Below are 20,427 nucleotides of genomic sequence, written 5' to 3'. Positions count from 1 at the left end.
TGGACACGGAGGCCGTCTGCGTGCCAAGATCCGTTGTTGACGTATCAAGCAATGGGGGAACACGTGGATCGGGCTGCTCGCGCATCGAATCCGTCTGTCCGGCGTCGAACGATCGCGGGGACGTCCAGCGTGCTACTGGTCGCCGTCGGCCTGATCGCGTCGGTACCACCCGCAGCGGCGGCCGACGCCACGGTGATCACGGGCGCTGAGCTCGTCGACGCCTTCGACTGCAACGGCGCAGACAGCTGCACCGTGACCGTCGACGCCGACATCGTCTCCAGCCAAGGACCTGCGGTCGCCGAGGGGCGAACGGTGACCCTCGACCTGGCCGGCCACCAGGTGACGATCAGCAGCCAGCGTGACCACGCCGGCATCGCGGTGCCGCCCGGGGCGGCGCTGGTGATCGAGGACAGCGTAGGCGGCGCCGTCCTGACCACCACCGGCGGAGACTTTGGCGCAGGCATCGGTGGCGACTACCTCGACAGCGCCGGGGCGATCACGATCAACGGCGGCGAGGTGAACGCCGTCGGTGGTGGTCTGGCGGCAGGCATCGGAGGCGGTCGGGAAGGCGACGGCGGCGATGTGGTGATCGGCTCCGGAGCCGCGGTCACCGCGGCTGGCGCGTCAGCCACCTCCGTCGCCATCGGCCCCGGCTCCGGCGGCAGCGGGCTCGGCTCCCTCAGCAACGCCGGCACCGTGACCATTCCGGCCGCGAGCTACATCAGCATCCCTGAGGGCGTCACCGTCACGAACTCCGGCACGTTGACCGGCGCCGGCACGATCGACAACGACGGCGCGATCGCGAACACCGGCACCGTGGACGTGGCGACGCTCACCGTGACCGGTCGCCACTACCTGGTCTCCTTCGACGCCAACGGCGGCACGGACGCCCCGGCGCCGCTGGCGTTGTTCGCCACCACGCTCGTGGCTGGGGCGATGACACTGCCCCTGACGGATCCGACGTGGGCGGCGCACCGGTTCACCGGCTGGTACCTGTCATCGTCCGGCGGCGGCGAGCCGGTCACCGAGGAGACCGTGATCGGGACCGGCTCCGCCAGCAACAACCCGGTCGGCGTCACGCTGTACGCCGGCTGGGAGGAGCTGCCCGGGAGTCAGACCTCCGTGGGCTCCAGCACGAACCCGGCCATGGACACCGACACGGTCACCTTCACCGCCAGCGTCGATCCGGCCCCCGACGGCGGCACGGTCGCCTTCCTCGACCGGGGCACCGTCATCGCCGACTGCGCGGCGGTCCCGCTCGACGGCACCGGCACCGCGACCTGCTCTCCGAGCGGGCTCGATGCCGGTCGATACGTTGTCACGGCGCAGTTCTCCGGGACGGACGCGATCGCCGCGAGCGCGTCGGACCGACTGCTGCAGGTGGTCTACCCCACCCGCACCGGTCACGTGGTGGCGTGGGGAGCCAACGTCCACGACGGCGGGTACGAGGTGCCGGCCCCCGACCCAGCCGGGCAGATCGATGTGCCGGAGGGACTTGATGATGTCATCGCCCTGGCGGCTGGCACCGATCACAGCCTGGCGCTGACCGCATCCGGGACGGTCGTGGGGTGGGGCGGCAACCGGGCCGGCGAGACCGACGTACCGCCCGGCCTGAGCGACGTGGTGGCGATCGATGCCGGCGCTCAGTACAGCATGGCGTTGCAGGCCGACGGCACTGTGGTGGCCTGGGGTCGCAACGTGAACGGTGAGACCGACGTGCCGGGTGATCTCACCGATGTGGTGGCGATCGCCGCCGGCGACTTCCACCCGGTCGCGCTGCGGTCGGACGGCAGCGTCGTGGTCTGGGGACTGAACAACCAGGGCCAGCACGCTGTTCCGGACGACCTGTTCGCGACCACGATCTCCGCCGGGACGTTCCACACCTATGCCCTGACCCCGAACGGCGCGGTGGCGGGCTGGGGTGGCTTCTCCTGGGGTCAGCTGAGCCCGCCGGCCGGTCTCGTCGAGGTCACCCAGATCGCGGCCGGCGGCGTGTGGAGCCTGGCGCTGGCCGACGGCTCCCTCGTGGCCTGGGGTGGCGATGGCCGGGGAGAGACCGACGTCCCCGATCTGAGCGATGTCGTCGAGGTCTCCGCGGGCTGGTACCACGGTGTGGCCCGGACCGGCGACGGCACGATCGTCGCGTGGGGTGACAACTCCGCAGCACAGCTCGAGGTGCCGAGCGATCTGTCCCGCGTCGTCGCGCTGTCGGCGGGCGGAGGGCACACGCTGGCCCTGGTGTCGACCCCGCCGGTCATCAACATCGGCACGACCACCACCGTGGCGTCGTCGGTGAACCCGTCGATGGCCGATGAGGACGTCACGTTCACGGCGGACGTCGCCCCGAACCCGGGCGGCGGGACCGTCACCTTCTACGACGGGTCGACGACGCTGTGCGCGGTTGTCCCGGTGGCGACCGCCAGCGGTGAGGCGACCTGCACCGCGACCTTCACCAGCGGAGGCAACCACTCGATCACCGCGGCGTTCTCCGGTTCCGGGCAGTACCTCGCCTCCACCTCGCCCGCTCTGACCCAGGTGGTGACCGCGCCGGTCGAGGCGCCGACGATCACCACCAGCGCGCTCCCGGGCGGCACCGTCGGCGCGACCTACAGCACGACGGTGGCCGCCACCGACGGCACCGTGCCCTACACCTGGTCGCTCTCCGGCGGCGCTCTCCCGCCGGGGCTGCAGCTGAGCGGCAGCAGCATCACGGGTCTGCCCACCGCAGCTGGGACCTCGGTCTTCACCGTCACCGTGACCGATGCGAACCTGCAGACCGACAACCAGGAGCTGTCGATCACGATCGCACCCGCGGGCCTCTCGCTGGACGCCTCGACCGTGACGGCGGCACCGACCACCGTGATCGCCGACGGCACCAGCGCATCCACCGTCACGGTGACGGTGAGGGACACCGTGGGGCAGCCGATGGTCGGGGAGACCGTCGCGCTGGAGCTCTCCGGCAGTGCGAGCGCCGAGCCGCCGCATGGCCTGTCGGGCATGGACGGCACTTTGACTTTCCTTGTGACCGACACCGTGGCCGAGCAGGTCACCGTCACCGCGACGGTCGACGGTGCCGCACTGACCCAGACGGCCGGTATCACCTTCACCGCCGGGCCGGTCTCGGCCGCGGGTTCGACCGTGACCGCCACCCCCACCGAGGTGCCCGCCGACGGCGCGACCGCCTCGACGATCACGGTCACCCTCCGCGACGCGAACGGCAACCCGGTCGTCGGTGAGTCGGCGACTCTGGGCGCCAACGGCGGTTCCTCGGTGATCTCCGAGCCCAGCGGGACCTCGGGCACCGACGGCGTCATCACGTTCACCGTGACGAGCACGGTGGCCGAGCAGGTCACCTACACCGCCACCGCCGGTGGCACCCAGATCGATCAGACCGCGACCGTCACGTTCGCCGTCGGGTCCGTCTCTCCCAGCGCCTCGACCGTCACCGCCAGCCCCACCTCGGTCACCGCCGACGGCGAGAGCACCTCGACGATCACGGTCACCCTCCGCGACGCCACCGGCAACGCGGTTCCCGGCCACGCCGTGACGCTGGCCGCAAGCAGCGACTCCTCGGCGATCTCCGAGCCCAGCGGGACCTCGGACGCCGACGGCGTGGTCAGCTTCAGCGTCACGAGCACCGTGGCCGAGCAGGTCACCTACACCGCCACCGTCGGCGCGGCCCAGCTCCACGAAACCGCGGTGGTGACCTTCACGCCGGGCCCGATCTCCGCCGACGTCTCGACGGTGACGGCCGCGCCCGCCGTGGTGCCCGCCGACGGTACGAGCGCAGCCACGATCACCGTCAAGCTGCTCGACGCCACCGGCAACCCGGTTTCGGGCCAGTCCGTGACGCTGGCCGCGGACGGCGGCTCCTCGGCCATCTCCGAGCCCAGCGGAACCTCCGGCGGCGACGGCGTGGTCACCTTCACCGTGACCGACACCGTGGCCGAGCACGTCATCTCCACCGCGACCGTCGGCGACACCCCGCTGACGCAGACGGCTGGGGTGCAGTTCACGCCCGGCGCCGTCTCCCCGGCGGCCTCGAGCGTCACCGCGAACCCCACCTCGGTCATCGCCGACGGCGAGAGCGCCGCCACGATCACCGTCACGCTCCTGGACACGAACGACAACCCGGTCCCCGGCCTTCCGGTGATCCTCACCGCTGGCGGCGGCTCCTCGGCGATCTCCGAGCCCAGCGGCCTCTCCGGCGCCGACGGCGTCGTCACCTTCACCGTCACCGACACCGTGGCCGAGCACGTCACCTACACCGCCACGGCCGGTGGCACCGAGATCGACGACTCGGCAGCCGTGACGTTCGCCGTGGGCGATGTCTCCGTGAGCCGTTCGACGCTGACCGCCGAGCCGGCCACCGTCGTCGCCGATGGCCAGAGCAGCTCAAGGATCACCGCGGTGATCGTCGACGCCCACGGCAACCCGGTCCCGGGGCAGGTCGTCACCCTGGTCGCCGATGGCGGCAGCTCGGTGATCTCACCGCCCACGGCGATCACCGGCAGTGACGGGAGGGTCACGTTCTCCGTGGCCAGCACGGTCGCCGAACAGGTGACCTACGGCGCCACGGTGAGCCCCGCCGTCGTCTCCATGCTGATCCAGGCACTCGCCGCCGACGACCTCGCGCTGGACGCGACGGCCACGGTGACCTTCATCGCCGGCGCCGTCTCGGTCACCGAGTCGACCCTGACGGCCGACCCGACCACGGTCGCCGCGGACGGCCTGGCCGCCTCGATGATCACGGTGACGCTCCGGGACGCCCAGGGCAACGCCGTCGCCGGCGAGGAGGTCAGCCTGACCGCCGACGGCGGCAGCTCCCAGATCTCTGCACCGAGCGGGACCTCCGACGCCGACGGGATCGTCACCTTCACGGTGACCGACGACGTGGCCGAGCAGGTCACCTACACCGCCGTCGCCGGCGCCACCGAGCTGACGACCCCCGTGCTGGTGACGTTCGTCTCCGCCCCGACGGCTCCGCTGGACCTGGCGGCGAGCGCCGGTGACGGATCGGTCGGCCTCACCTGGTCGCCGCCTGCCGACGACGGCCAGTCCCCCGTTCTCGGCTACCTCGTGTACCGCTCGACCGAGCCCGGCGTGCCCGGCACGGCGCTGACCGGCGACCCGCTGGACGCGACCTCCTTCACCGACACGGACGTGACGAATCGGACCAGGTACTTCTACACGGTCAGCGCGGTGAACGCCGTCGGCGAGTCGGCCCCGTCGCAGCCGGCCGAGGCCACGCCGTTCGCACCGCTGACGGTCACGACCGACGAGCTCCCCGCGGGAACGGTGGGCGTCGCCTACCGCGCCCAGCTGGTGGCCACCGGTGGCCTGGACCCGGACCACACCTGGGTGCTCGCCGCCGGCGACCTGCCCCCAGGGCTGACACTGTCCACCGACGGCGCGATCTCCGGGACCCCGACCACGGCCGGCACCTACACGTTCACGGTGACCGTGGACGACCTGGTGACGGGCGAGCTGGTGATCGTGATCGCTCGCGCGGACGTGCCGCCCGTCGATGGCACACCCACGGACAGCTCCCCGACCGGGAGCTCGAGCACCCCGACCGACAGCTCAGCAGGAGCCGGCACGAACCTGCCCACCACCGGGATCGGGAGCGCCGCTCCGCTGCTGGCCGGGCTGGTGCTGCTCGCCGGGCTCGCCCTGGTGCTGGTCAGCCGGCGTCGTCGAAGCCTGTAGCCCGCTGGGGGTCAGGCCAGCAGCTCGGCGATCAGCGGCGCCAGCTCGCGGAAGGCGCGGGAGCGGTGCGAGATCGCGTTCTTCTGGGCAGCGGTGAGCTGGGCGTAGCTGCGGTCGTGGCCGTCGGGCACGAACAGGGGGTCGTACCCGAAACCGCCGTCGCCCACCGGCTCCGCGAGAAGCCGCCCGCGAACGACGCCCTCCCGGACCTCTTCCCGACCGTCGGGGGTCACGAGCGCGCCCGCGCACACGAACTGGGCACCGCGATGCTCGGGACCGACGTCCTCGAGCTGAGCGAGCAGGAGGGCGTTGTTGGCGGCGTCGTCGCGTTGCCGCCCGGCCCAGTACACCGAGAACACCCCGGGCGACCCCCCGAGCACGTCGACGGCGAAGCCTGAGTCGTCCGCGACGGCCGGCAGCCCCGTGTGGGCCACCAGCGCACGTGCCTTGAGGAGGGCGTTCTCGGCGAACGTCACGCCGGTCTCCTGCACGTCGGGACCGTCGACGTCGGCGGCGCTCACCACGCCGGCGGTGTCGACCCCTTCGGCCGCCAGGATCGCGCGCAGCTCGTCGAGCTTGTGCTGGTTCCTCGTGGCGAGCACGAGCCTGGGCTGGGTGCTCATCGCGTCAGTGGGCCGGGCGCGGCCGGTCGGTCGAGCGGCTGCGCGAGCGCGTCGGCCTGCAGGCGCGCCAGCTCCGCGGTCCCGGAGAGCGCCAGGTCGAGGAGCTGGTCGAGCTCGGCACGGTCGAACGGCGCACCCTCCGCGGTGCCCTGCACCTCGACGAAGCTGCCCGAGCCGGTGACCACGACGTTCATGTCGGTCTCGGCGGTGACGTCCTCGACGTAGGGCAGGTCGAGCATCGGGGTGCCTGCGATGATGCCGACGCTGACGGCGGCCACGGAGTCGGTCAGCACGGTCGCGCCCGGCTTGACCGCGCCGTGCGCACGGCCCCAGGCGATCGCGTCGGCGAGCGCCACGTAGGCGCCGGTGATCGCGGCTGTGCGGGTGCCGCCGTCGGCCTGGAGCACGTCGCAGTCGAGCACGATCGAGTTCTCGCCGAGCGCCGACAGGTCGATGATCGCGCGCAGCGATCGACCGATCAGCCTCGAGATCTCGTGGGTGCGGCCGCCGATCTTGCCCTTGACGGACTCGCGGTCGGAGCGCGTCGTGGTCGAGCGCGGGAGCATCGAGTACTCGGCGGTCACCCAGCCGAGCCCGGACCCCTTGCGCCAGCGCGGCACCGAGTCGGTGAAGGACGCGGTGCACAGCACCCGGGTGCCGCCGAACTGCACCAGCACCGACCCCTCCGCGTGGTCCGACCAGCCCCGGGTGAACGACACCTCACGGAGCTGATCGGGTGCGCGCCCATCGGCGCGAGCAACGGACGAGGGCACGGGGGCAACGGGTTCGGTCACGCTTCCCCACCCTATGGCCCAGGGCAGCCCCTCGCCGCCCGCTCCGCCGGCCTCGATGGATCCGCGAAGCCACCTCCACGCTCCTCGCGGCGCCGGCCGGTGACCTGGCGTCCACCTGTCGGGCTGGGCGGTGGCTGAGCGTCCACGCCCCGGCTGCTGGTGGCCGCTGAGCCACCACCGGGCGGGGCGGCCGGTGGCTGAGCGTCCACACCCCGGCCACCGGTGGCCGCTGAGCCACCACCGGGTGGGTGGCGGTGGCTGAGCGTCCACACCCCGGCCACCGGTGGCCGCTGAGCCACCACCGGGCGGGGCGGCCGGTGGCTGAGCGTCCACACCCCGGCTCCTGGTGGCCGCTGAGCCACCACCGGGCGGTCGGTCGATCAGCCGGTGTTCTGAAGCCCAGCGGCGACGCCGTTGACGGACAGGAGCATGACCCGGCGGATCTTGGCGTCCTCGGCGTCGTCGTGGTCACCCGAGCGGAGCGCGGCGAGCGCGCGCAGCTGGATCAGCGACAGCGCGTCCACGTACGGCGAGCGCAGCTGCACCGCCCGGCCGAGCACGCGGTGCCCGGCGAGCAGCCGCTCCTGACCCGTGATCTGCACGATCCAGTCCCGGGTGAGCTCCATCTCCTCGAGCACGAGGTCGGCGAGGTCGTCACGGTCACCGAGCGCCAGGTACCGCTTCGCGATCCGCACGTCGGTCTTGGCCAGCGACATCTCGACGTTGTCGATCATCGTCGCGAACAGCGGCCACCGCTGGTACGCCTCGCGCAGCCTGTCGACATCGCCGACGCTCGCGAGCGCGGTGCCGAGCCCGAACCACCCGGTGAGGTTGATCCGCGCCTGCGTCCACGCGAAGACCCACGGGATCGCACGCAGATCATCGAGCGAGGAGACCGAGAGCCCGCGGCGGGCGGGCCGCGACCCGATCGCCAGCCAGCCGACCTCCTCCTGCGGTGTCACGGTGGCGAACCACTGCGGGAAGCCCTCGGCCCGGACGAGCTGGTAGAACCGCTCGCGCGAGCTGACGTCCATCGTCGCAGCGACATCGGCGAAGTCCGCCGCCGCCTTCGAGTTCCGCTCCGAGATCGCGGGGGTGGCCTGCAGCAGGGTGGCAGCCGCGACCTGCTCGATGTGGCGGGAGGCGATCACCGGGTCGCCGTAGCGGGCGAAGATGACCTCGCCCTGCTCGGTCAGCTTGAAGCGACCGTCGACAGAGCCGGGGGGCTGTGCGAGCACGGCCCGGTTGGCGGGGCCGCCGCCACGACCCAGGGCACCACCGCGGCCGTGGAACAGCGTGAGCGTGATGTCGTTGCGCTCGGCCCACTCGGCGATCCGGCTCTGCGCCTCGTACAGCGCGAGCGTCGCGGACACGGGGCCCACGTCCTTGCTGGAGTCGGAGTAGCCGAGCATGACCTCGAGCCTTCGCTCGGTGGCGGCGAGCCGAGCCTGCACCTGCGGCAGCTCGAGCATGCCGTCGAGCACCGTCGTGGAGTTCTGCAGGTCCTCGAAGGTCTCGAACAGGGGGATCGCGTCGATGACCGGCGCGTCGTCGCCGGACCCGAGCGCGACCTCGGCCAGCCGGAACACGTTGGCGATGTCCTGGGCCTTGGTGGTGAACGAGACGATGTAGCGGCGCGCGCCCAGCTGGCCGTAGCGGCGCTGCACGCTGGCGATCGCGCGGAAGGTCTCCAGGACCTCCTCGCTCATCTCCGAGAGCTGACCACCGGCGTCGACCTCCGCGAGCGTCTTCTCGTGCACGGCCGAGTGCTGGCGCACCTCCAGCTCGGCGAGGTGGAACCCGAACGTCTCGACCTGCCAGATCAGCGACTGCACCTCGCCGTAGGCCTTGCGCGGATCGCTGCTCGCGAGCGCTGCCTGGACCACGCGCAGGTCCGCGAGCAGCTCGTCCACGCTCGCGTAGGCGAGGTCGGCATCCCGACGGCGGGTCGCGCCGATCCTCTCGGCGATCGTGAGCATGACGCGGCGATAGGGCTCGTCGGGAGAACGGCTCGCGATCTCGTCGGTCACCTCCTCGGCGAGGCGGTGCTGACGCGCCCAGAGCGCCTCGAGCTCCGGCGACGGCGGGGTGGTGGCCGCGTCGAGCGTGAGGCCGCGACCGATCCGCACCGCGGCGCGCTCGAGCCCCAGCAGCACGTGCTCGGAGGCGATCCCGGCCGCCGCACGCGTGAGCGAGGCGGTGACGTTGGGGTTGCCGTCGCGGTCGGCGCCGATCCAGGAGCCGAGCCGCAGGAACGCCGGAACCACCGGGGCGCGGGTCCCCGAGGTGTCCCCGCCTGCGAGCAGGTCGTCGAAGCGGCGGTACATCTGCGGCAGCACCGTGAACAGGGTCTCGTCGAAGACGCCCATCGCGGTGCGGACCTCGTCGAGCGGCGTCGGCTTGTCGAGACGCAGCGGCGAGGTGCGCCACAGCGTGTCGATCTCCGAGAGCAGCGCGCGGCGGTTCTCCTCCAGGCCCCGGTGCGTCAGGCGCGGGTCGTCGCGCTCCGCGACCAGGTCGCTGATGCGCCGGATGCAGGCCGCGACCGCACGACGGCGAGCCTCGGTCGGGTGCGCCGTGAGCACCGGGCGGAACTCCAGCTCGGCGACCCGGCGCAGGGTCTCCTCCTCGCCCAGGTCCTCGCGGAGCTTGGCGATCGCACCGGCGAGCGAGTCCTCGGGCGGGCGAGCGCCGCCGTCGTCCTCGCGTGCCCGCAGCACCCGGATGCGATGGAACTCCTCGGCCAGGTTGACCAGGTGGAAGTAGCACGTGAATGCGCGCGACAGCTCCTCGGCCCGGTCGAGGCTGAGGTCATCGACGAATGCGACCGCCTGGTCGAACGCCTCGGAGCCCGATTCGGTGTAGGCGCGGATCGTCAGCTCGCGGAGCCGCTCGACGTCGGCGAGCAGGTCGTCGCCGCCGCTCTCGGCGATGACGGTGCCCAGCAGCTCACCGAGCAGCCGGACGTCGTGACGCAGCTCGTCGGGCATCTCCAGCACCGCGCCCAGGCGCGATCCGGTGGCGATGCCGTTTGCCGCGGTGTCGAGGTTCTCGGTTGCCTCTGCCATGCGTGCGAGAGTAGCGAGCACTCAGCCGACCGCGTGCCTACGGTCACGGAACGGACGGTGTGCAGGCGCCCCAGCAGCGGCGAGATCCCCGCAACAGCGCCGAACTCCCGGGCCCGCGGCCCCGCCCTGTGACAGGGACCACAGCCTCAGAGCGCGAAGATGACCCCGGGCTTGGCGACATCGACCGGGCCGCCGTACGCGGTGCACGCCTCGGCGCGCACCTTCTCGCGCGAGGTCCACGGCGGGATGTGCGTGAGCACGAGACGCTCGACGGCGGCCACCGTCGCGAGCTCGCCGGCGCGGCGGCCGGTCAGGTGGATACCGCGCACCTCGTCGCGGTCCTCCTCGAAGGCGGCCTCGGCCAGCAGCAGGTCGGCACCGGTCGCGGCGGCGGTGACGCTGTCACAGGTGTCCGTGTCGCCGGTGTAGACGATGGCGCGGGTGCCCGTGCCGTCCTCCGAGGGCCCGGTGATGCGGAACGCGAACGCCGGCACCGGGTGGCGCGCCTCGAACGGCTCGATGCGCAGCGGCCCCACCTCGATCGGGGTGCCCGCCGCCCAGGTGCTGATCGCGTAGGAGCAGGTGCCGGCGTCGGGCTCCCCGATGAGCTCGACCAGTCGTCGATCGGTCCCCTCCGGGCCGACCAGCGGCATCTGATGGTGCGGAGAACCTGGTCCGTAGCGGAGGTAGACGTCGAGGGCGGCGAGGTCGACCACGTGGTCGGCGTGCAGGTGCGAGAGCAGCACGGCGTCGACGTCCTCGGGCCGTGCGTAGCGCAGCAGCTGCCCGAACGCCCCGGAGCCGAGGTCGAGCAGCACCGAGTAGGTGCGTTCCCCCTCGTCGGCCTGCACCAGGTAGGAGGAGGACGCGGAGTCCGGTCCGGACACCGAGCCTGAGCACCCGACCACGACGAGACGCACCTAGATGACCACCTTCGGGATCTCACCGGTGATGTCCGCTGCGCTCTGGGCACCGACCTCCGGGCCGAGGAACCGGCGGGCGAGCCTGTCGAACGCCTTCGGGTCACCGGTGGCGAGGAACTGGTACGTGGGGGTGGCCTGCGGGTCGGCAGAGAGGTGGTGCGCCACGAGGGTGCGGTAGACATCCTTCGCGGTCTCCTCGGCGCTGCTGACCAGCGTGACGCCGTCACCGGCGACGTAGGAGATCACCCCGGTGAGCAGCGGGTAGTGGGTGCACCCGAGCACGAGGGTGTCGACGTCGGCTGCGAGGATCGGCGCGAGATAGCTGCGGGCGAGGCTGATCAGCTCGTCGCCCGAGGTCTGGCCCCGCTCGACGAAGTCCACGAAGGCGGGGCACGCCGTCGTCGTCAGGCGCAGGTGCGGAGCGGCGGCGAAGGCGTCGTCGTACGCGCGGGAGGTGATGGTCGCCTGGGTGCCGATCACGCCCACGCGCCCCGAGCGGGTGGCGGCAACGGCGCGCCGCACGGCGGGCAGGATGACCTCGACCACCGGCACGCCCTGCGCGACCGTGTATCGCTCACGCGCGTCACGCAGCACCGCCGAGGAGGCCGAGTTGCAGGCGATCACGAGCATCTTCACGCCCGCGGCCACGAGATCGTCCATGACCGTGAGCGCGTGCGCTCGCACGTCCGCGAGCGGCTGCGGCCCGTACGGCGAGTTGGCGGTATCGCCGATGTAGAGCACCGACTCGTTGGGCAGCTGATCGATCACCGCGCGCGCGACGGTCAGGCCGCCCACGCCGGAGTCGAAGATCCCGATCGGTGCATCACTCACGGTTCGGGACACTAACCCCGCACGGCGACACAACCCATGCAGAACGGCGGTTTGTGGCGAGTTTCACCTGTCGCCGGCGCCACGGTGACGGGCCGGCGCCCGGCTCGGCGGAAAGCGCTTCGGGGTGCTCACGGGTCAGCAGCTGGACCGAGATCACCCCGAAGCCGACGATGGCTGGGGCGCCGGCGCCACCGCCTCAGAGCGACTTGAGCATCACCGACATCAACGACTCCTGCAGCCAGGTCAGCACCATGTACAGGCTGCCGAGGGCGGCTCGGACGTCGTCGTCCTCTGCTCGACGCCGGTTGGCTGCCTTGTAGACCGCCTCGGCATCCTCGTCGGTCTGGATGTCGAGGCGCTCCGCGAGCACGAGCCGCACGTCGGTCAGGGCGGCCGCCCAATCCATCGCCCGCTCGGGCTGGACCTCGATCTTCTCCCCCGGCGCGAGCAGCGCGCCCCACACCATCCGCAGCCGCTCCACCTTCTGGGCGCGCAGATCACCCTCGGTGAGACGGCGGAACTCGGCGGCGACGCCGTCGTCCTCCGAGGCGCTCGGCAGCAGCCGAGCCAGCGCCGGGTCGCTCGGCTCCTCGAGACCCTCGGCCGACCAGGCGTGCGCGGCCAGGGGGTCCGCGTCGCCCTCCGGGCGTTCGACGTCCAGCCTGACACCCAGCAGCAGCGCCGTGTCGGCGACCACCCGCGACAGGATCGTGCGCTCGGTGCGATCGAGCGTGGCCACGTACACGCCGCGCCGCCGCGCGAAGCCCTTCACTGGTCGTCCTGCTGCATGGTGGCCCACAGCCCGAAGGAGTGCATGGCCTGCACGTCGATCTCCATCTTCTCCCGCGAGCCCGAGGACACCGCGGACCGCCCCTCGTGGTGCACCTGCATCATCAGCTGGTTAGCCTTGCGCTCGTCGTAGCCGAAGTAGCTCTGGAAGACGTAGCTCACGTAGCTCATCAGGTTGACCGGGTCGTTCCAGACGATCGTCACCCAAGGGCGGGCAGCGTCGACGACGACGTCGGTCTCCTCCTGCTGCTCGACGTCCGGGGATGCTGTGCTCACCACACCAGGTTAGGCGAGACCGAGGCCACGTCGTCCGAGCCGGATCTGGGGGCTAGGTTGGCCATCATGTCGACGGCGCTGCTCACCGACCGCTACGAGCTCACGATGCTGCAGGCCTCCTTGGCCGATGGCACCGCGCACCGCAGGTGCGTGTTCGAGGTCTTCACCCGGCGGCTGCCAGCCGGTCGCCGCTACGGCGTCGTCGCCGGCGTGGGCAGGGTGCTGGAGGCGATCCGGGACTTCCGCTTCGGGGAGGAGGAGCTCGCCTACCTGCGGGAGAACGGCGTCGTCGATGCCGCCACGCTCGACTACCTCGCGAACTACCGCTTCACCGGCGACATCGTCGGCTACACCGAGGGCGAGGTGTTCTTCCCGGGTTCGCCGATCTTCGTCGTCGAGTCGACCTTCGCCGAGGGCATCCTGCTCGAGACCGTGGTGCTGAGCATCCTCAACTACGACTCGGCCGTGGCCTCCGCCGCCTCCCGCATGACCTCCGCCGCGGGCAACCGGCCGTGCCTGGAGATGGGCTCTCGGCGTGCGCACGAGCACGCAGCCGTCGCCGCCGCCAGGGCTGCCGCGGTCGCGGGGTTCGCCGGCACCTCCAACCTCGAGGCCGGTCGCAGTTACGGACTGCCCACGATCGGCACCGCTGCCCACTCCTTCACCCTCCTGCACGACGACGAGGAGGCAGCGTTCGCCTCCCAGGTCGCGGCGTACGGCACCGAGACCACCCTTCTGGTCGACACCTACGACATCCCCACCGGCGTGCAGCGCGCGATTGCGGCGGCCGGCACCGGCCTCGACTCGATCCGTCTCGACTCCGGCGACCTCGCCGTCGTCGCCCGTGAGGTCCGCGACCAGCTCGACTCCCTCGGCGCCGCCGGGACCAAGATCGTGGTCTCCTCCGACCTCGACGAGTACGCGATCGCCTCCCTCGCGATCGCCCCGGTCGACTCCTACGGCGTCGGCACCTCGGTCGTGACCGGGTCCGGCGCGCCCACCTGCGGCATGGTCTACAAGCTGGTCGAGCGCGAGGGCGCCGACGGCGCGATGGCCGGTGTCGTCAAGGCCTCCACGTCGAAGGCCTCGGTCGCGGGCCGCAAGAGCGCCATGCGCCGCCTCGACGCCGCCGGGCGCGCGGTGGAGGAGATCGTGGTGGCAGGAGCGGACTCTGCCTGGACGCCCTCCGAGCCCGACATGCGCCTGCTGCACGTCCCCCTCGTGCGGGCCGGGCAGGTCGAGGAGTCCTATGTCGGCGCCGCAGGCGTCACCCTTGCGGCCGAGCGTCACACCGCCTCGCGCGGCGAGCTCGGCCCCTCGGCGCGCCGCCTCTCGGCGGGCGACCCCGCGATCCCCACCACGCACATCCAGCTCTGAGACCGGTCGTACGCTCGCCGCACCACGTGTGAGGCGGGTCGAGGGAGAGGTGCCACGGATGTCGAGAGCATGCTTGTTCTGCCGCATCGTGGCGGGTGACGAGCCCGCCCACGAGGTGCTGCGCACCGACACCGTGGTCGCGTTCCTCGACATCCGGCCGGTGTTCGTCGGCCACACCCTCGTGGTGCCCGCCGAGCACGTCGACACCCTCTCCGACCTTCCCGCGGACCGGCTCGCCGACTACTTCGGCGCCGTGCAGCTGCTCTCGACGGCGATCCCGGCTGCCCTGGGCTCCCAGGGCACCTGGGTATCGATCAACAACGTCGTCAGCCAGTCGGTGCCGCACCTGCACACGCACGTGGTGCCACGCACCAAGGGCGACGGGCTGCGCGGGTTCTTCTGGCCCCGCACGACGTACGCCGCGGACGAGGCGAGCGCGACCGCAGCAGCGATCCGCACCGCCGTCGGGGAGCTCAGCTCTTCCCGATGAACCAGGCGCGGACCTTCTCGATCCGCTTCTCGATCTGCTCGGCCGTGGCGGTCGCGACCTCTCCCCCGCCGCTGTGCTGGCGCAGCCGCGTGTGCAGCACGCCGTGCGGGGTGCTCGACCGGCGCGACCACGCCGAGACGAGCTGGTTGAGCTCCTTGCGGAGCTCACCGAGGCGGCGATGGTCGACGACGTCGCGCGCCTGCTCCCGGCGGGGCGACCTCGCCACGTGCTGGGCCTGGTGCTGCCGCAGCAGCGTGGCCACCTGGTCGGCGTCGAGCAGCCCCGGCAGCCCGAGGAAGTCGAGCTCCTCGTCGGACCCGACGTCGCCGCCCACCCCGAACTCGCCGCCGTCGAACAGGACCTTGTCGAAGCTCGCGTTCGCCTCGAGCGCCTCGAAGCCGGACAGCATGTCGTCGCTGGCCGACTCCTCCCGGTTGGCCTGCTCGAGCGCCGCGTCGTCGAGGAGCACCTCGCCGGGCTCGTCGCTGGCCTTGCGGTCCAGCGCGTGGTCGCGCTCGGCCTCGAGCTCACCGGCCAGGCCGAGCAGCACCGGCACCGAGGGCAGGAAGATCGAGGCGGTCTCGCCGCGCTTGCGCGCACGCACGAACCGGCCGATCGCCTGCGCGAAGAACAGCGGGGTCGCAGCCGCCGTGGCGTACACGCCCACCGCGAGGCGCGGCACGTCCACACCCTCGGACACCATGCGCACCGCGACCATCCACCGCTGGTCCCCGGCCGCGAACTCCTCGATCCGGCGGGAGGCGCCGGCGTCGTCGGACAGCACCACCACCGGCGGCTGGCCGGTGATCGCCCGCAGCTGGCCGGCATAGGCACGCGCGGTCTCCTGATCGGTCGCGATCACGAGCCCGCCGGCGTCGGGAACCGAGCGGCGCACCTCCGAGAGCCGGGTGTCGGCGGCCTTGAGGACCGACCCGATCCACTCGCCGTCGGGGTTGAGCGCCGTGCGCCACGCCTGCGCGATCTGGTCCTTCGTCATCGGCGTGCCGAGGCGCGCGCTGACCTCGTCGCCCGCGCGGGTGCGCCACCGCATCTGCCCGGTGTAGGCGAGGAAGATCACGGGCCGCACCACGCCGTCGCGCAGCGCGTCGCCGTACCCGTAGGAGTGGTCGGCCCTCGAGCGCCGGATGCCGTCGGCATCGCGCTCGTAGGTGACGAACGGGATCGCGGAGGTGTCGGACCGGAACGGCGTCCCGGTCAGCGCCAGCCGCCGGGTCGCGGGTTCGAAAGCCTCCCGAACCGCGTCACCCCAGGTGAGCGCGTCACCGCCGTGGTGCACCTCGTCGAGGATCACGAGCGTGCGCGCCGCCTCGGTGCGGGCACGGTGCAGCGCCGGGTTGGCGGCCACCTGCGCATAGGTGAGGGCGACGCCGTCGAACTGCGCGCCGTGGCGGCCCTGGGCGTTGCGGAAGCTCGGGTCGATGCTGATGCCGACCTTCGCGGCCGCGTCGGCCCACTGGGTCTTCAGGTGCTCGGTGGGCGCCACCACGGTGACCCGGCGCACCACGCCGGTCTCGAGCAGTTCGGTGGCCACCCGGAGCGCGAAGGTCGTCTTGCCGGCACCGGGGGTCGCCACCGCGAGGAAGTCACGCGGCGAGCGGCTCAGGTACGACGACAGCGCCTCCGCCTGCCAGGCGCGCAGCCGACCCGCGGTCCCCCACGCTGCCCGCGCCGGGTACGCCGGTGACAGCTGCGTCGCCGCAGCAGCCGAGGGGTGCTGCGGGTGCTGCGACGTGCCTTCCTGCTCGTGCGGGCGCACGCCGACGGAACCATCCCCCGTCTCGTGCCGCCCCGTCTCGGGGGGCGGCGTCACCGGCGCGAGCCGAACCCGAACAGACCGGAGAAGCCGGACCGACCCGACCCACCGCCGTCGGAACCCTTGTCGTTCGAACGGTCGCCGCCGCTGTTCATCGACTCGTAGATCTCCTTGCACACCGGGCACACCGGGAACTTGCTGGGATCGCGCGTGGGGGTCCAGACCTTGCCGCACAGCGCCACCACCGGACCACCGGAGACGGCCGCCGCGGTGATCTTCTCCTTCTTGACGTAGTGCGCGTACCGCTCGGCATCGCCCGGAGCCGCCTCTTCGCGGGTCTCGGGCCGCTCCAGCACGCCGGTGGAGCCAGCCGTGGACAACCGGTCCGGTTCGGGGCTGCTGGGAGGGAGCGGTTCGGACATGTCTGCCAGTGTACGAACCTCCCGGGTCGGTCGCGACCCGTCGGCGGGTCGCGCGCACAGAGGATGAACGCACAGGGCCCGGGAGCATCGCTCCCGGGCCCTGGTGGCAGCGGCTGTGCCGCTGGTGCTCAGCAGATCAGTTGCTGACGGCCTTCTTCAGGGCCGAGCCGGCGGAGACCTTGACGCCGAAGCCCGCGGGGATCTTGATCTCCTCGCCCGTGCGCGGGTTGCGGCCGGTGCGCGCCTTGCGCTCGACGCGCTCGACGGAGAGCAGGCCGGTGACCTTGACGGCCTCGCCCTTGCCCAGGGACTCGATCAGCACGTCCTGCAGGGCGGACAGCGCCTTGTCGGCGTCGGTCTTGGTGAGGCCGGCCTTGTCGGCGATGGCGGCCACGAGGTCAGTGCGGTTGACGGACACAGTTGTCCCCTTCTCTTCCACTTGATCGCCCCCCGATCGGGAAGCGCCGGAGCCGACACTACGGCGAAGAGGCGACAACTCCACGATCTGAGGGCGTGTTTTCGGCGAGTTTCCGCCAATCTGCCTCCTCGTTGGTCCCATTTGTCACATGCGCAACATCGGTCACGCCCGCGGCACGACGGCGAACAGGTTCCGGCGGACCTGCCCGCCGTCGCCGGGAACCTCGTGCTGGCGGCACAAAGTCCACGCTCGACGCCCTCCTGCTGCCCTCGCAATCGCTTGCAGGCGCATCGAGCGTGGACGTCGTGCCAGGGCTACCGTCAGGGTCATGAGTTTCCTGCCTGACGACCTGCTGGCCGAGATCCACGACCGTGCGCCTGGTTACGACCGCGACAACACCTTCTTCACCGAGGATCTCGAGGCGCTGACCGCAGCCGGCTACCTCGCCGCGCACGTGCCCACCGGCCTCGGCGGCGCCAGCCTGAGCCTGCTGGAGCTCGTGCGCGAGCAGTCCCGGCTCGCGGCGGCTGCTCCCGCCACCGCGCTGGCGACCAACATGCATCAGGTGTGGTGCGGCGTCGCGCGCGTGCTGCACGAGCGGGGCGACGGCGGGCTGGACTTCCTGCTCTGCGAGGCTGCGGCGGGCGAGGTGTTCGGGTTCGGCATCTCCGAGCGCGGCAACGATCTCGTGCTGTTCGGATCGGCCACCAGCGCCGTGCCGGACGGCGAGGGCGGCTACCGCTTCCACGGCACCAAGATCTTCACCTCGCTGGCGCCGGCCTGGACGCGGCTCGGCGTGCACGGCCTCGACGACAGCGACCCCGACGACCCGCGCATCGTGTACGGCTTCGTCACGCGCGAGGGCACCGAGACCAAGGACGACTGGGACACCCTCGGGATGCGGGCCACGCAGTCCCGGACCACGGTGCTCGACGGCGCCCATGCCCCCGCCGACCGCGTGGTGCGGCGCCTGCCACCCGGCCCGAACCCCGACCCGTTCGTGTTCGGGATCTTCGCGTGCTTCGAGCTGCTGCTCTCGAGCGTGTACGTCGGGATCGGGCAGCGCGCGCTGGACCTCGCGGTGGAGACGGTACGGACCAGGACGTCGATGAAGACCGGCGACGTCTACGCGCACGACCCCGACATCCGCTGGCGCCTCGCGACCGCCGCGATGGCCCTGGAGACGGCGACCACGCAGCTGCACGCGGTCGCTGCCGACGTCGACAACCAGGTCGACCACGGCCCCCGCTGGTTCGCCAAGCTCGCCGGAACCAAGGTGCTCGCCACCGAGACCGCGAAGGACGTGGTCGAGGCCGCGATCCGCGTCAGCGGCGGCGGCTCCTACTTCGCCAAGAACGAGCTGAGCCGCCTGTACCGCGACGTCCTGGCCGGCCTGTTCCATCCCAGCGACGACGAGTCGGCCCACAGCACGGTCGCGAGCGCCCTCCTCGGCCCCCTTCCCTGACGCCCGGCGCCCGGCGCCCCCCACGCCGAGTGCGTTCCACATCGTCGAGTTCGTCTGGTGCACCCAACGAACGCGCCGGTCTGCAACGAACTCGGCGGATGTATCAGCGCCGGCGGTGTCGCCTCCTCATGGACATCAGCGCACCGGTGCGCCCCCGACCGCCCGGAGCGCATCGAGCCTGGGAGGTCGAATGAACCCGCCCCGCGCCGTGCAGCCGGCGGTCGTTGACGTGAAGGACAGCACGGCCACCTGGCACCTGAGGCTGCTGGGCGGCTTCAGGTGCGGCAACGGCACCGGCGAGGTCACCCTGACCGGTGGCGCCGTGGGCGTGCTCACCTATCTCGCTGTGCACCGCTCACCCGTGTCGCGATCCGCGCTGGCCGGGCTGCTGTGGCCCGAGGTTCCCGAGCAGCGAGCCCGGGGCAACCTGCGCTCAGCGCTCTGGCGGCTGAGCAAGCGCGACCATGGCCTGCTGGACGGCGATCTGAGCGAGGTCTCGATCGCGCCCGGCACCCAGGTGGACTACTGGGAGGCCACCGCGTGGATGCACCGGGTTCTCAGCGGCTGCGCCACCACCGCCGACCTCCTGGTCGACCCCGACCGATTCGGCAGGGAGCTCGTCCCGGGCTACGACGCCGACTGGCTGTGCCTCGAGCGCGAGCGGCTGCGGCAGGGGTGGATCCACGCCGTCGAGGAGCTCGCTCGCAGCCTCCTGGCACGCGGCAGCTACGGCAAAGCGATCGGAGCCGCGCTGGCAGCGATCGCCGCGGACCCGCTCCGCGAGTCCGCCCACCAGGTCGCGATCGAGTGCCATCTCGCCGAGCACAACATCACCGAGGCGCGTCGCGCACAACGCTCCTACGCCCGGCTGATCGAGGCCGAGCTCGGCATCGCACCGAGCCCACAGTTCCAGCACATGGTCGAGCACGCCGTGGCACCGCAGCGGCTCGTCACTGCGGCCGGCTGATCTCACCGAGGCGGAACGCTGCCTCGCACCATGCCCACAGCTCGGCCATCGCCGGCTCCGGAGCCGCGTGCACGTGCTCGATCCAGCGAGCGTTCGGGCGTGCGTACCGGATCCGGACTCGGGGCGGCTGCCCGATGAGGACCGTCACGACGGCGATCGCGTCGTGCTCCGGTTCCTCGGCCGGTCTCACCGGTGGCTGATCCATCGCGCGGGCACCGCGTCGGGGCCGACGGCGGTCGGCGAATCGGTCGCGGACGCGACGCCGTCCGTCGGGATGATGATGAACGGGCGCTGCGTGCTTGGCTCGCCGATGACGACGGCCGGGCTCGGGCTGATCGTGGGAGTCGGGATGCTCGGCTGCGGCTCGAGCATCCGCAGCGCGATCGTGGTGATCACGGCGGTCATCACGAGCACGGCTCCCGCCAAGAGCAGCCACGGGATGCTGAGGCCCCAGCGCTGAAGGCCGGATGGTGTGGGCTCGGACATCTGGCCACCGTGGAC

The 20,427-nt window shown here is 71.9% G+C and carries 17 protein-coding genes; 5 read left to right on the top strand and 12 right to left on the bottom strand.

All coding sequences use genetic code 11. The features are described 5' to 3' along the window. Window positions 1-129 precede the first annotated feature (129 nt). Entirely contained in the window at window positions 130-5,709 is a 5,580-nt protein-coding gene (locus GPA03_RS13495; RefSeq protein WP_162458367.1) for an Ig-like domain-containing protein, read from the top strand. An 11-nt stretch (window positions 5,710-5,720) separates the two neighbouring features. On the opposite strand, the gene rdgB is transcribed toward GPA03_RS13495, so the two are convergent. The 7 genes from rdgB to clpS form a co-directional block, all read right to left on the bottom strand. Further along, on the bottom strand, window positions 5,721-6,332 hold the full coding sequence (gene rdgB / locus GPA03_RS13490) for an RdgB/HAM1 family non-canonical purine NTP pyrophosphatase (RefSeq protein ID WP_156252507.1): 612 nt from the start codon (window positions 6,330-6,332) through the stop codon (window positions 5,721-5,723). Next, window positions 6,329-7,126 carry a ribonuclease PH gene (gene rph, locus GPA03_RS13485; RefSeq protein ID WP_194239523.1) on the bottom strand — a complete coding sequence of 266 codons (798 nt, stop codon included), beginning with the start codon at window positions 7,124-7,126 and terminating at the stop codon, window positions 6,329-6,331. Before rph ends, rdgB begins: the two co-directional genes overlap by 4 nt. A gap of 380 nt (window positions 7,127-7,506) precedes the next feature. After that, the gene (locus GPA03_RS13480) at window positions 7,507-10,194 is read right to left on the bottom strand and encodes a phosphoenolpyruvate carboxylase (RefSeq protein WP_421958419.1); all 2,688 of its coding nucleotides are present in this window, start codon (window positions 10,192-10,194) and stop codon (window positions 7,507-7,509) included. A 146-nt stretch (window positions 10,195-10,340) separates the two neighbouring features. Continuing rightward, entirely contained in the window at window positions 10,341-11,114 is a 774-nt protein-coding gene (locus GPA03_RS13475; RefSeq protein WP_156252506.1) for an MBL fold metallo-hydrolase, read from the bottom strand. Continuing rightward, the gene (murI, locus tag GPA03_RS13470) at window positions 11,115-11,948 is read right to left on the bottom strand and encodes a glutamate racemase (protein WP_156252505.1); all 834 of its coding nucleotides are present in this window, start codon (window positions 11,946-11,948) and stop codon (window positions 11,115-11,117) included. 196 nt (window positions 11,949-12,144) lie between these two features. Next, window positions 12,145-12,720 (bottom strand): DUF2017 domain-containing protein, encoded by a 576-nt coding sequence (locus GPA03_RS13465; protein ID WP_156252504.1) that lies wholly within the window; start codon window positions 12,718-12,720, stop codon window positions 12,145-12,147. After that, window positions 12,717-13,016, bottom strand: a complete 300-nt coding sequence (gene clpS / locus GPA03_RS13460; RefSeq protein ID WP_206673553.1) for an ATP-dependent Clp protease adapter ClpS — start codon at window positions 13,014-13,016, stop codon at window positions 12,717-12,719. Before clpS ends, GPA03_RS13465 begins: the two co-directional genes overlap by 4 nt. A gap of 63 nt (window positions 13,017-13,079) precedes the next feature. On the opposite strand from clpS, the gene GPA03_RS13455 reads away from it, so the two are divergent. Together GPA03_RS13455 and GPA03_RS13450 are read left to right on the top strand one after the other, a co-directional pair. Further along, window positions 13,080-14,390, top strand: a complete 1,311-nt coding sequence (locus GPA03_RS13455; protein ID WP_156252502.1) for a nicotinate phosphoribosyltransferase — start codon at window positions 13,080-13,082, stop codon at window positions 14,388-14,390. Between the two features lie 58 nt (window positions 14,391-14,448). Further along, complete coding sequence (locus GPA03_RS13450) at window positions 14,449-14,880, top strand: HIT family protein (protein ID WP_156252501.1); 432 nt, start codon at window positions 14,449-14,451, stop codon at window positions 14,878-14,880. Here GPA03_RS13450 and GPA03_RS13445 read toward each other — a convergent pair. The 3 genes from GPA03_RS13445 to GPA03_RS13435 all read right to left on the bottom strand — a co-directional run bounded on the left by GPA03_RS13445 (window position 14,864) and on the right by GPA03_RS13435 (window position 17,494). Beyond that, window positions 14,864-16,657, bottom strand: coding sequence for a DEAD/DEAH box helicase (locus GPA03_RS13445; RefSeq protein WP_156252635.1), 1,794 nt, complete (start codon window positions 16,655-16,657; stop codon window positions 14,864-14,866). The genes GPA03_RS13450 and GPA03_RS13445 overlap by 17 nt on opposite strands. Before the next feature lie 50 nt (window positions 16,658-16,707). Beyond that, window positions 16,708-17,076, bottom strand: a complete 369-nt coding sequence (locus GPA03_RS13440; protein ID WP_156252500.1) for a DUF3039 domain-containing protein — start codon at window positions 17,074-17,076, stop codon at window positions 16,708-16,710. Between the two features lie 136 nt (window positions 17,077-17,212). After that, window positions 17,213-17,494, bottom strand: coding sequence for an HU family DNA-binding protein (locus tag GPA03_RS13435; protein ID WP_156252499.1), 282 nt, complete (start codon window positions 17,492-17,494; stop codon window positions 17,213-17,215). 328 nt (window positions 17,495-17,822) lie between these two features. Between GPA03_RS13435 and GPA03_RS13430 the strand changes: the two genes are divergently transcribed. Further along, on the top strand, window positions 17,823-18,959 hold the full coding sequence (locus tag GPA03_RS13430; RefSeq protein WP_156252498.1) for an acyl-CoA dehydrogenase family protein: 1,137 nt from the start codon (window positions 17,823-17,825) through the stop codon (window positions 18,957-18,959). A 190-nt stretch (window positions 18,960-19,149) separates the two neighbouring features. Continuing rightward, on the top strand, window positions 19,150-19,926 hold the full coding sequence (locus GPA03_RS13425; RefSeq protein WP_156252497.1) for an AfsR/SARP family transcriptional regulator: 777 nt from the start codon (window positions 19,150-19,152) through the stop codon (window positions 19,924-19,926). On the opposite strand, the gene GPA03_RS13420 is transcribed toward GPA03_RS13425, so the two are convergent. Beyond that, window positions 19,910-20,131 (bottom strand): hypothetical protein, encoded by a 222-nt coding sequence (locus GPA03_RS13420; protein ID WP_156252496.1) that lies wholly within the window; start codon window positions 20,129-20,131, stop codon window positions 19,910-19,912. The genes GPA03_RS13425 and GPA03_RS13420 overlap by 17 nt on opposite strands. Further along, window positions 20,113-20,412, bottom strand: coding sequence for a hypothetical protein (locus GPA03_RS13415; RefSeq protein ID WP_156252495.1), 300 nt, complete (start codon window positions 20,410-20,412; stop codon window positions 20,113-20,115). The genes GPA03_RS13420 and GPA03_RS13415 overlap by 19 nt, the downstream gene beginning before the upstream one ends. Window positions 20,413-20,427: the final 15 nt, after the last annotated feature.

The organism is Pseudactinotalea terrae (genome assembly GCF_009733845.1).
Taxonomy (GTDB): domain Bacteria; phylum Actinomycetota; class Actinomycetes; order Actinomycetales; family Beutenbergiaceae; genus Pseudactinotalea; species Pseudactinotalea terrae.
Note: the sequence above shows the minus strand (reverse complement) of the source record. Positions and strands in the feature narration are given on the sequence as shown.